Annotated in this window: 7 protein-coding genes; 3 read left to right on the top strand and 4 right to left on the bottom strand. The window is 46.1% G+C overall.

Features of this window, described 5'->3' with window-relative positions; translation table 11 throughout:
* Nucleotides 1-19 precede the first annotated feature (19 nt).
* Both KRAC_RS37980 and KRAC_RS72160 read left to right on the top strand, forming a co-directional pair.
* Nucleotides 20-1,666 (top strand): NERD domain-containing protein, encoded by a 1,647-nt coding sequence (locus KRAC_RS37980; RefSeq protein ID WP_169460987.1) that lies wholly within the window; start codon nucleotides 20-22, stop codon nucleotides 1,664-1,666.
* Nucleotides 1,667-1,717: 51 nt separating this feature from the next.
* Nucleotides 1,718-2,047 (top strand): hypothetical protein, encoded by a 330-nt coding sequence (locus KRAC_RS72160; protein WP_007916565.1) that lies wholly within the window; start codon nucleotides 1,718-1,720, stop codon nucleotides 2,045-2,047.
* Nucleotides 2,048-2,336: 289 nt separating this feature from the next.
* Here KRAC_RS72160 and KRAC_RS37975 read toward each other — a convergent pair whose 3' ends face one another.
* The 4 genes from KRAC_RS37975 to KRAC_RS72155 form a co-directional block, all read right to left on the bottom strand.
* Complete coding sequence (locus KRAC_RS37975; RefSeq protein WP_157507555.1) at nucleotides 2,337-5,921, bottom strand: ATP-dependent DNA helicase; 3,585 nt, start codon at nucleotides 5,919-5,921, stop codon at nucleotides 2,337-2,339.
* 139 nt (nucleotides 5,922-6,060) lie between these two features.
* Nucleotides 6,061-7,674 carry a hypothetical protein gene (locus tag KRAC_RS37970; protein WP_007916562.1) on the bottom strand — a complete coding sequence of 538 codons (1,614 nt, stop codon included), beginning with the start codon at nucleotides 7,672-7,674 and terminating at the stop codon, nucleotides 6,061-6,063.
* Nucleotides 7,675-7,782: 108 nt separating this feature from the next.
* Nucleotides 7,783-9,870, bottom strand: coding sequence for a UvrD-helicase domain-containing protein (locus KRAC_RS37965; RefSeq protein ID WP_007916561.1), 2,088 nt, complete (start codon nucleotides 9,868-9,870; stop codon nucleotides 7,783-7,785).
* Between the two features lie 1,811 nt (nucleotides 9,871-11,681).
* Complete coding sequence (locus tag KRAC_RS72155; RefSeq protein WP_157507552.1) at nucleotides 11,682-11,852, bottom strand: hypothetical protein; 171 nt, start codon at nucleotides 11,850-11,852, stop codon at nucleotides 11,682-11,684.
* 365 nt (nucleotides 11,853-12,217) lie between these two features.
* Here KRAC_RS72155 and KRAC_RS37955 point away from each other — a divergent pair, with 365 nt between their 5' ends.
* The gene (locus tag KRAC_RS37955) at nucleotides 12,218-13,051 is read left to right on the top strand and encodes a DUF4007 family protein (protein WP_007916559.1); all 834 of its coding nucleotides are present in this window, start codon (nucleotides 12,218-12,220) and stop codon (nucleotides 13,049-13,051) included.
* The last annotated feature ends 2 nt before the right edge of the window (nucleotides 13,052-13,053 follow it).

The following is a 13,053-nucleotide window of genomic DNA, read 5'->3' as shown; positions in this document are numbered from 1 at the left end:
GACACGACGAATGGCGCATATGATTCCATCTCCAATGCGGTCTGACACGAAAAGTCCAGCTGAGCGAAGGCTCTATGAGCTCTTTCGTACCCAACTCTCTGATGATTGGCTGGTATTCCACAGTGTTCCCTGGCAGGCACGCAACGTCAAATATGGCGCACGGGATGGAGAGGCAGACTTTGTCCTTCTGCATCCCGACATCGGGCTGCTTGTGCTCGAAGTCAAAGGCGGCCATATTCGCTATGTAGGGGAATCAGGGCAATGGTTTAGCAATGAATACGTGATCCATGACCCCTTCGAGCAAGCAAAAACCAGCAAATACCACCTACTTCAGGTTCTGAAGGAACAGCCATACTGGTCTTCCCATCGGATTAATATTGGGCACGCGGTCGCCTTTCCAGACGTCGATATCAGCCAATCCCATCATATGCTGCGACCCGACGCCCCTCGCACAATTATTCTAGATAAAGGGCAGACCAGAAACCTTGAAGCATGGCTACATGACGTTTTCCACTACTGGAGTGGGCAGAATCAGGATAGTGGCACTCCAGGCCAGTTTGGCGCCAGAGAAGTAAAAAATGTGCTGAGCCCTTCTCTTTACCTAAAACCGCTACTCAGTTCCGAGTTTGAAGATGAGGAAGAGGAGTTTCTACGCTTGACGCAGGAACAGTTTCAACTCCTGGATTTCCTACGCCACCATCGACGTGTTGCCATTAGCGGATGCGCTGGATCAGGGAAGACACTCATGGCAGTTGAGAAAGCAAAAAAACTGCATCAACAAGGCTTCTCTGTCCTTCTCACCTGCTATAACTACAACCTGGCAGCTTATTTACGTGAGAGTGTCAATGACTATCCCAATATCCATGTCCACCACTTTCACGGCCTTTGCAGTCACCTCGCCAAAGAGGCTGGCTTACTCAATGAAAAAGCGCTGCAATCGCCTTCACAGGATTACTACAATACCACGCTACCCTCATTGCTTTTTGAGGCAATAGATCGTGTAGATTGGCGCGTTGACGCGATCGTTATCGATGAAGGGCAGGATTTTCGCGAGGAGTGGGAACTCGCACTCCAATACCTGCTCCATGATCCTGATAACGGCATTTTCTATATTTTCTATGACAATAACCAGAAGCTTTATCAAGAGGATCAACGCTACCTTCCGCTACAACAGGCCCCATTCCCTCTCTCGAAAAACTGTCGCAATACGCGCCACATCCACAACTTTGCGCTCCAATTCTACGATGCAGACAGTCTCATTACCTCTGATACCCCACAGGGTCGGGAAGTCGTCATCGAACGCTACTCGGGTAATGATCAACTAAAGAAATTGCTTCGACGTACAATCCATCATCTCGTCCAAGAAGAGCAGGTTGCTGCCGAGGATATCGTCATCCTCACTCCACGAGCCCCACAACATTCAGCACTGACACATATGGGGATGCTGGGGAATTTTCGCCTGGTTTCAACTCCTACCTGGGCTAGCGGCGAAATATTCTACACAACTATTCACCAGTATAAAGGTCTGGAAAGTCCTGTCGTCATCTTGGTCGAATTGGAACCCGACTATGCCCCAAACATAGAAACCTTGCTCTATATTGGAAGTTCCCGTGCACGTAACCATCTTATTGTGCTCTCACATGAGCAGCTTGATGTATCGCTTTAGTGTAATCTTCAGCTATTAACGTTTGAGATAGTTATACAGGGAGGCGCTTTCATGGCATTTCAAATTGAAAACCTCAGGGCACTGGCAAGTTATCGTCTAAACAACCCCGCCGATTTCCAGCAGCATTGTAAGCTACCAAATGCGTTAATAGCAAGCTTACGCCTAGCAAGAAACGGCTTAGTTGTACATCATTGTAATTGTGCTCATATGCAAAATGCCGTGGATAAACCCGACCTGGATATATATCCTAAATTTGGGTTTCTTCTACGAGAGTTTCCGACCTTCCAAACTATTGCTAACAATGCTGACATCCCGCTTTTCTTTACATGTCCAAGCAAAGAATGTCGCTTAGGGTTAGCCAATATAAACAACATCAGTTAACCCTCTCCCTCCTATTTTGATAGGAGAAGTAAAAACTACTTAAGGACAAGTACAGAAACGCTGGAAGTGATCAGGGTTGCCAAAAATCACCAATCAGCTAACTTTTTAGCCAGGTCAACCTTATATGAGCACATCGCTATATATTCTGCAAAGATTTAGTGATGTGCTCAATGTTTGAAGTGTAATACAATCACTGTGAGCCAGACCAAGACTAATCATTTAGGGCTGGCTCAGAAAGGGCAAAAGTGTCATATCAAAAACTGTAAAAAGATAAACTATTCAAACGAACCTACGAAAAGTATTCACGAATGAGCATATCGGCGTCGCCGCTGAGATCTTCCGACTCTTCTGTAATAATCAACTGGTGCGGAAAGTTTTTGCGGTACCAGTCATTCTTCTTCTTCCAATGTGCTCGATAAGCAGCATTATCTAACCGGCCTAGATGTTCCCAGTACCACTGCTTCCCATTCCAGGTAATCGTAAAATCAGGCAAGTAGAATGTTCCATCCTCGGCAAACAGAGGAACTTCATATTGAAATGGTATCTCACGCTCCGTTAACATGTTGGCGATGATCACCTCGGATTTCGAGCGCACAAAGATATCAGCCAACGTTTTATGATACCTCCATTCCTGCTTCCAATCACGTATCGTATGCATTTCCAACGGCAGCGGGTGGAAATCGAAAAGCGAAGCATCGATATTTACCAGGTGTGATTTCTCCGGACGACGCATACGCAAAAGCGGTGAGATATCACCTTGAACAAGCAAAGTGCAATGCCGTCGAGCTCGCGTCACGCCAGTATAAAACAGCTCACGAGAGAGCAAGGTTGTTTTCTCCTTAGGAAGGATAAAGTATACCCGCTCAAACTCGCTGCCTTGAGATTTATGCACTGAAATAGCATAAGCCAGCTCTAAATTATCCTCTACAATTTCCTTTTTAGGATACTCCACCCACAAATGAGACTTGCGACTGAAGATAACCTGAAACCTCTTAAGGTAAAAATACGGCTTCCAGTATTCGCCTGTATCATAACCATGGGGCTTTACAAACCCCAGTTCTCCGTTAAAAACCTCTACCTGCTCAGATTTTTTAGCCGTTGCGTTATATGCCCACATTGGTCTGGCTTTTGAACTGTTAACAATCTGCATCACTTTATCAAAAAGCGCAACGTGAGCAAGCTTCTTATTTAAACCATGATTGTGAGAAAATTGCTGCAATATCTCATTTAGATAGACAGTCCCAAACTGTTCCCCTCTATAGGGAGAGATCACCTGCTGATACTCAGCTCGTTGCCCAAAAGCCTTGTTCCATAATTTATATGGTTGCTCTGGATTAAAACTCTCTCCAGTATCCTGCTCCATATCAGCGACAATCGTTGAGGTGAGCTTTTGCACGAGATCCTCGGGATTTTGCCAATAGAGGACGCGCAAATCTTTATCAATATCCCCACCCTCCTGAAGACTAAGCAGGAAGTCCTCTGGCAAAAAGCTTTCCGAGAAGGAGTGAATAACTTCATCTTTCTCATCTACCTGATTGGAGCGTGTGTACAGCGAAGCTAATTTTAGTATGCTCTCGCCTTCCCCCTTTAGGCGCCCTTCCATCTGCCGTATGTTTGTCGTTAGTACGCCGACACCCTCAGCCATAGACTCATGCAACCAATCGATGATATCGGCAAAAACACGGCCACGACCTATTGGAGGCAGCTGATTAGGATCACCGACAAAAATCAAACGCTTTACTGTTTCCCATTTGATCGCCCGGAAAAGCGCAGCAATCAAATCGAGATCCAGCATAGAAGCCTCATCAATGATAAAGGTCGCGATCCCCTCTTCTCTTCTTCCCCCAGTCCGCCGATAGGTCATATTCTCTGTATTAATCCAGTTGCGACGAGCAAGAAACGAATGGATTGTCGCAGCAGATTGGCCAGTCGCCTCCCTCAATCGATCTGCGGCTTTACCCGTCGGGGCCAATAACTGAAATGAAGCGCCCTCGCCCTCAGTTCGCTTAATTGCTTGAATAAGCGCCTTAATGACTGTCGTTTTTCCCGTACCAGCCGCACCTGAGAGCACACTGAGGGAGCGGGGAAATATTTTCTGACAGACCTCGACTTGTCCATGGATAGCGTTTCGGTATTCATCAGGATTTTGTTCTTGCAGCGGGCTATCTGAGTGCGATAAAAAATTGAACCAGTGCTGCTCAGTCATCGGCACTTTGAATGTAATGCTGGGACGTTGAGCAAGCAGGCGTAATTGCCTTTCTATAAGGCGCTCATCTTCATGCACATATTTCAAGTACAAGTAATGCTCGTTCCCAATTTGGCGCTGAGTAAGTGCGTGAGACAATTCATTCTGGTCAACTTTAAAATACTGGAGGGTATATTGGTGTCTCTTCCATTCAGGCATAAAGCTCAATCTTCGGTTGATTTGATCAAGGACGATGCTGGTAGGAGAGAAGACGTGCTTTTGCTCTCGCTTCAAGTACTCAACGCACAAAGCACGCAAGCGACGCCAATCATTGGTTTCGGCCAGAAACTCTCCTCCCAATTCCGGAGAAGGAAAGACCCCGTGATCAATTTTACTAAAAGGAATGATATCGTCTGCGTCGTCACCAACATACTGCTCGCTAATGACATAAGGATTTTCAGCAATCTCATGTAGTGACCCCTGGAAACCGTATGACCCGCGCTGTGCGTCATCCGCCAGGAGGCGACGCAATTGATCAACCGATAGATCGAAGCGTGGCAAGAGGTCACGCAACAGGTGCTTTTGCTCATCTGATTGCAACTGCCATTGGCGCTTAAGCTTTCGCTGCCTATCCGCCGAAATTGACAGGTCAGGAACTGCATCAATTTCACCGTCCAGGTACTGGAAAAGGGTGGATTTGACAGCTTTTTCTTCGCCCCGCTGTGTGTAGCCTTTAATAAGCGGCACAGCTTCTTTGAAGTCGAGGAAATCAAAAACCTTTGCCAGGCCAGGATACAGTCCGCGGCTTCGCCAAAGCTCTCCCACAAGCGAATGTAACCAGCTTAGACGCAATGACCAGTTATCGCTCGTATCACCCAACTCTTTGAGGTATGCCGCTACTTCGATAAAGTACTCAATCAATGCCAATGCGTCATCGTCGGTCATTATGCGGGTTGCATACTTAAACTTGCGCTGGTTGTCAGGAACAAAAAGAATTTTCTCCAGGACGTCTGGTTTGTCTAAATAAAGGTGGTATGGGATACGAAAGCCTTCATCAGGGTAATGGGAAGTAATGTTGCGCTGCCAGATGAATCCTCCTCCAAACCGCTCCTTCGTCTCTTGCGTACAATTTTCATAAAACAACATCTGGCCCACCCGTTTAACGCGCGATACCCCCACGATCACATACGCCTGTGCATCATCCTCGCTGAAAGGGTTGCTATAGTTCGCATAGTAGAAGATCAGGCTGCGATCCTTCTCGATCTGGCTAAAATACTGATCAGCATATTCGCGCCGTTTATCATAATCAAAGTTCCCATTTGCTTTTTTAATGCCATCTCGATAATACATCTCTTCATACGGCCAAATACAGATGGTAGAAGGGGGAAGTTCCCATTTGCGTTTAGGAGGGAGCGGCTTGCCAAAAAAGGCGGGAGGATCGGCTTCAGCCGTTAATGTCTTGCTTCCAAATGCATTGATACTGTAGATACAGGGAGGAACTTTACTTAATTCAGAACAACACTGGCCACGATTCTCCTGCTCCCACTCAAGATTGCGTTCTTCGCCAATTTTCGTTCCTGGATAGGAGTATTGACCAATGCAATAGGTATTAGCCGCCGGATTGCTGCAGATGCGTCCATTCCAACCATCCATATGCCAGGCTACACGAGCAGAGATATGATTTGTCATTTCCCAAGCCACTTTCATTTAATAATAGCAAAATCCAGATGAATACTATTATAAACCATACGCCCTTTTATAACAGCATTCGCCTCCTATTGGAGAACCTCATAGTCCTTTCAGGTACTCCGAACATGCGTTGAGTGTTTTACTCTTCATCCTCATAATCAAACTGCCTGGCTCTCACTCTTGTATCCCTAGGCATATCTAGACGATCAGCACGCATTGGAGTATTTCTTTTATGACCACGTACGGGAATCTTCGTCCCGGGTTCTTTGTAACGGAGCGAGCGCAAAACTCGGTAATGTGGCATAACTGATCTCTCTTGCCAGGTTAAAGATTCTGGATCAAATGCCATCAAGGCCTCTACCCACGAACCAGTTGGGTGCAAGACCGAATGCCAGGGGCTATTTAATCCACTTGAAATATCCTTGTAGATGATAATTTGATATCGATGCTCTACTGTATTATTCCTATCTGCTTTACCGTTCCTTAAAAATAGACTCGCCATCTGAAAGTGTTCTACTCGCTCACTTCCAATGGTGTCAAGATCGTCGTCTCGGTAAGCTCCCATCAATGCTTGCCAGGCCGTCATAAGCCAGGTAGAGAAAAACAATTGGGCTTGTCTACATTGTTTACATAACTGATATGAATAAGGAGGACTCCCTGTTACTTCTTCACTTTTTGGGATTTGACATGCACCACCTTGAAAACACTGGAACCATACAGGAGCTACCCAGGGGTAATCAATGTGCTTCCTGGCCTCTTCCACTGTCGTGGGGAGATTCATTGACCAAACAATCTTCCCCTGGGTATTCACTACATTTAATGAAATAAAGTCCCGTTCTTGCTCATAGAGCTTTTTCCATTCTTGATCTGATACACTTCGCAACATTGAGGAGTGCTCACGTAACGAACTATCACTTGCAGAAAACAGAAAAATAGCCGCTGTATCCGGACAAACAAGCGTTTTCATTGGCTGAAAAAAGCCAAACCAGAGATGAGGAACATGAAATTCTGGAGTCAGCACAGGTCGATTGCTATGCTTAAGCGTAACACGCTTCTGCTCAATCATATTGATCGCATCTGTATAGAAACTAAACGACCTGGCTTGCTCGAGGCCCGCAAGAAGTAACAAACGCCAGAAGACTTGCCTCTGTATGCTATTATTCTGATTGCTCGCTTGATGTATTTCTTTTTGCAGTTGATACCGACAACGCTCAATCACTGGAAAGCTCAATAACTCGCCTGGTTTTAAAGGAGCAAATGCATGGTGAGTTTCTGACTTTGTTCGCTTGTTCTCTACATTTTGTGCCTTAGCAACCTGCTGCATTTTTGCCGCTGGCTTACTATTTCGTCCAATGGCTTCTAAACTGCTGCGAATTTTTGGCTTGAGTTCTATCTGTTTACGACCCAAAAACGCCAGCCCTTTTTCGCTGTATCCACACACAGCAATCCATTTGCTTTGGGCTATTCCTTGCAATACTTGTTTACCCTCATCTTCAACAACATCAAATACATGAACCAAGTTGGTCTTAACCAAATCGTAGTAGTAGCTGCTTGCTCCGTAGTAAAGAACGGCCGATTTTCTCGAAGAGGATAACTCTAGAGAGTCAAACATCAAAGAAAATCTATCAAAAGAAATCTGATGAGGTACTTTTACGCAACAGCAAGGAATACCATCATCGTCGATCCTCCATACCAACCCCTCAAACGGCTTCCGTTGCTGTAAATACTGTTGTTCAACTTTAGTAAGCCGCATCTTTGCTTGCTTCCTTCTTTTAGGGATGAATTCAGTATCACGATGACCGCATTAGGTGAGGTCTCAGTGTGCTGTAGAGTATGGGCAACTCAAGAATTTCGATCTGTGTTAGGTCTGCTGCTCTACGTTCCAGTAGCGCGTGTCAAATCCCTCGAACAAAGGAGACTTGGACGTTGTGGGAACGGCGAGCAGTAAAGCGCGCATGGCACGAGTCATACCGACGAAGAGGAGACGGCGTTCCAGGGCCAGGGCTTCGTTCTGCTCTTCTGGCGTGGACTGGCTGGGTTTGCGCATGTATTTGTTGACTTTGTGAAAGCCTGCCAGGGCCACGATGGGAAACTCAAGCCCCTTGGCTGAATTGAGGGTGAGGATCTTGACACAAGGACGTTTCAGGTCGAGGTACTGGCCACTCATAAACGCGGCCTCGATCTGATAGCGCTCAAGAGCGGCGGCGAGACTGCGCCCGACTTTCTCGTTGGGGCAGAGAATGGCACAGGAACCGATACCCAGGCGATAGGTACGCCTGGCGGCAGTGAGGAAGCTCGCGAGGAGTTGGGCCTCTTCCTGGTCGTTGTTGACATTGCGCACGATGGGCAATGGGCCGTTGTAGATGTACTCTCGCTCAACCGGATCGCTGTCGAGAATGCCTTGCTGGAGGTAGGATTGTGCAGCCTCGCCAATCTCGCGCGTCGAGCGATAGTTGGCATGCAGAATGCCAGTGCGGCCACGGAATTGCAGATCTTTGTGAATGCTAGACCAGGTGAAGTGGCTGCCATAGATGGACTGGTTGGCGTCTGCGGTGATAAAGAGTCCTCTGGGGGTCTTGCAGAGTTGCGTCATGAGACGAAGGGCGCTCGGATCGAGATCCTGCGCTTCGTCGACAATGACAGCCTCATATTGCCGAGTGATCTGGCGTTGCGCTACCAGTTTCTCCGCCTGGGTGCGCAGTTGATGCCATGTAATCTTCCGTTCTCGCGCGAGCAACTGCTCTAGTTTCTCATGCACAGACCAGACGGCGCGACGCTGGAGGGCACTGAGAGACATCTGCCGTCCCGGTCGTGGAGCTGCCAGGTACTGTTCTAGGGATTCAAGCTGATTCGCGACGATGACACGGTTGATCTCTTGCAGGAGATAGTCGAAGTTTACATCCTTGATGAACTGGCGCTGCGCTTTTTGCTGCACGACTGAGCCAGTATATGAGGCATCCTGCATAGCCTGGAGCAATAGATCGTCGAGCTCTTGCTGATCAATAATTTCAGTTTGAATACCTGCCTCTTTGAGGATGTCGCGTGCGATAAGATCAGTGGTGCTTACCTCGACAAACTTGATGTCCTTTCCCAATAGCTGCTCCAGGAGTTGCTCTGAAGAATGAACCAGGGCGTTGGTATAGGTTGTGAAGAGGATACGAAAGTCGTCGTGTCCGCGCTCGCGAAACTCGCGGATCAGGGCATAGACACGGTGCAGGGCAATCGCGCTTTTCCCAGTACCTGGTCCACCCTTCAGAAGCGTTGGACCAGCGGAGGTAAGACCCCAGGTGACGAACTTCTCCTGCTCGGGTGAGAGCTTGAGCAAGAAGGCCAGCAGGTCGCCTTCTTTGTAGCGCATCAGGCTATTGATCTCTGGCAGAAGGTAATCGGCCTCCTCGAAGACCTGGCTCAGAGGCTTTTCAAAGAGCGCGGTGTGGACCTTGAGCTTATAGTCATCGGGGACATGGGAAGCATCCAGGAGACTGTCTTCATCCTCAATAGATAACAAATCAGCATGGTATTGCGCGGGGATGAGCAGGTTTACCAGCAGTTTTTTAGTGATGGGCGAGGGCAAAGCTTGCGAGGGTGGAATGGTTGCCCCCTCATGTGTATATTTATCAACACGCTCTGAAAACGTTTCTTCGGGACTATACCCTCCCAGGTATTCGCTTTTATACTCCTTTTTGTAAGTCTTCTCTTGCCGCTTCTCTAAATGAAGGAGGCTAATATATGGATGCTGCAAGGTGTACATGATCCGATAATCGCCGCTCTCCAGGCGATAGACATCCCGATTGTTATGGGTGAGCTGCTTTTTGAGATCGCCATCAGGCAGGGGATCTTGCGTTAAATAATGGATTTTTTCCAGAATCTGATGGGCAATTTTAGGTGGAAGGGCAAGCCATTCAGTCTGAAACGTGGGCTTCATCGTCGTCAACCACTCAGAGCTCATATGGTACCTCGGTATTTCTATGGAGATGGAGCATGATTATAAACAGAATTTAGCAGCAAATTGTCGAGATAATCTTCTCTGGTGTACTTATTTTATGCTCATATTGTCATTTTTGCAAGAAAAATCTTATAGATGTAACGATACTATTTCAGAAAGCTCTCTTCTCTAGCACTCGTCCTTCTGATTCCTTACTAGTGATGCCAAATTTTATCGAGTGATAAATAGTTATGCTCGACATTTTGCTCTCACATGTAGTACAGTACAATACACAAGCATCAATCAACCTCTGTTATTACTTAAGCCTTCTCCTTGGACCAGCAGTATCAAGGTCTGTTAGCTGAATACGGCATCAGCATGAGTATGTCTCGCTGGGAAATTGTTATGACAACGCTGTGAGCTAGTCTTTCATTGGGACACTCATACGAGATCGAAGTAGCATAAAAAATGCTGGCAGAAAAGACTCTCTCCAGCATTTTTTATGGCCTACTCGCTCACTGTTCCATTCTTTAATGGATAGCTATTCAACCAACTTCACAGCATTTGTAAAGTACTGCAATTTCAGACACTATCATCTACGTTAAGATTTCAGTTTAAACAAGCGAAATATAGGGGAAAAGCTTTATGAACTTTCTTTCTCTCAATTGGTGTGGATTACAATGGACGCCATGGATACCCTTTACAAGCTCAGATATCAATACACTCCCAACAGGACCAGGTGTCTATCGAATTAAAGCAATAGACATAGACGAACTTTTTTACATTGGGCAAACTGGGCGGAACTTGCGAGAGCGCCTGACTGCATTAATTCGCAATACACTGGACGATCCGGAGCAAATGCCGTTTAATGATCCACACACAGCAGCTCCCTCGCTCTGGGCATGGGGGGATGCAGAGGGGCTCGACTTTGCCTGTTCTGTCGCACCAGTCCCAGCGACGCTAAGCACAGAAAAGCGTGAAGCCTTTGAATGCAGTGTCCTTTGGCGTTACCGATTGGAGTTTGGCTCATCCACACGATGCAACCATGGACGATTTCATCCTCTCTATGTCAAGTCTGGAAATGGAAGAAGTGGTTTCCGTGGAGGGAGATTACCAGAGGGAGAGACAAATCCAGCATGGGGCCCAAGTTATCCAGCACTGCCAGCACAAGGATTACCACAAGAAGAGACCTGGCTGTCACTCGAATGGAGTGAGCTAGCCACTTTGAACCCATCTGCGATCTCCCATATCCCCGAAGAACCCGGCATTTGCAAAATCATCAATGGAGAGAATAGGCTTGTCCTCGTCGAACTCGATCAAAATCTGCATAGCCTCATGGATCGCTTATCTCGAAGAGCATGGAGATCCACAGGCATACAGCATTCTACAATAACGTTTCCTCCTGGTTTTCCCCCGTATCAGTTACGGGAAATAAAAAACGACCTGATAGCCGGGTACTACAGCCTTACCAGACAACCACCATTGGAGCAGCAACGGTTCAACTAGAGTCAAGAAAAACAAATCGTGAAATCGCATTTCATGGGGCGAGACCAATCTTACCGTTTCACTCCATGAAATACCAAATGAGTTCTGAGCTTTTAGAACAACATCAAGATAATAACAACCTGGATGGCGCTTTTGTTCAAGCTACTCTTCTCTGGCCCAACTAATGACTCGAATATGCACCTTCAACAGAAAGAATTTGCATCCGTATCGATGCGCACCATCAAATCCTGCACTATCGCCTTCTCATCTCCTCTCCTCACCAGTGTTCAGGCTTCCCTGGGTAGAAAGATAACCATATTTGCACATTACTAAATATGGCTTTATCCTTCTCATCCTATGGTACCTAGCTCGCGCTTGAGCCAGCGCTCCGTTCTCACAAACACAATCTCCTGGCGTACCTGCTCGCTCAATCGATAGAGTGGAACTTCACCTTTGAGCCGCCATCGATTATCGGGAAACGCTTTCGTATGCAACTGAGCCGGCAGCCAGTAGTGATCCAACTTTTTTCATACTCAACAGCCGCAAACCTGATCGCCTTTGCTCTCCTTTCCTCCTCTCGCATCATATAATGACAACTTTATGAAAGGTCCTATTCACCTAAACTTAAATTATAATTAATCAAACATAAAGATTAGGTATTGCTTAACAAGCAATTTTGGTATAAAATAAACTCATATACATTCAACCGTATCTATGCACAAGAGCATTAGTAGGGAATCCTCCAAGCCAAAACAATTTTTGATTCTTTATAAGTACCCTCAACAAAGATCAGTATGTATTGTTTCGGCTTATTTCTGCTTTATTGTAGCATTTGGTTTACGATTAAACTCAATCAACTGAACTGTTATTAACAGGGAGTTAACTTATGGGAAAAACTATGGGTTTTTTTCAGAACTTCAACTTGGACTTACGCCGATTGAGTGATGCTCTCATTTACATCCAGAACACCCCAACGGCGAGCCAAGAAGAATTGGCTCGTGGGATGAGCGTAAATAGACCAGTTGCAGAGGGATTTTCAGCCTGGCTTCGTCATACAGGATTAGCAAAAATCGTGGTTAATGATGTTTCTCAGACCAAGAAAAGCTACCAATTAACTCAATTTGGTGAACTTGTAGCTCGTTATGACCCTACACTTTCCAATTTGGGGACTCAATGGATTTTGCATTATTATTTATCTGTGAAGCAAGATGAAGCATCCGATGCTTGGTATATTCTAATTAACCATTATTTACCTTTTCATACTGATTTTACAAGCGATAAATTTCAAGCTTATTTTCAAAACCTGATGAAAACAGATGCGAAAAACCGCTCCGCTCTCACGAAAGACCCTGCAGCGGCCCTATACACATATATTCAACCAGATGCATTAGCAAAACTGCATATTTTAGAAAGACAAAACAAAGCCTATGTGGCTCGTCGCCCCAACTATCCATCACCACTTATTATTGGATATATGCTTTTCGACTGGTGGCAACATCGCTATGATTATACAAATACCCTCCGTTTCTCTCAGCTTTGTAACGAAGAAGAGAGCATCGGCCGAATTTGTCTGGCTGATGTAAGCCAAGTAAGACGTTTTATTATAGAACTAACTGGACTAGGATACCTGAGTTTTTCTGATACACAACACGAACCAGTAAATCGTCTCCAGCAGCGCCAAGCAAGTAGCCTGCTTGAACAATACTACAAACAACTATGAAC

It is taken from the genome of Ktedonobacter racemifer DSM 44963, from assembly GCF_000178855.1.
GTDB classification, from domain to species: domain Bacteria; phylum Chloroflexota; class Ktedonobacteria; order Ktedonobacterales; family Ktedonobacteraceae; genus Ktedonobacter; species Ktedonobacter racemifer.
The sequence above is the reverse complement of the archived record's forward strand: the minus strand, read 5'-3'. Positions and strand labels throughout refer to the sequence as shown.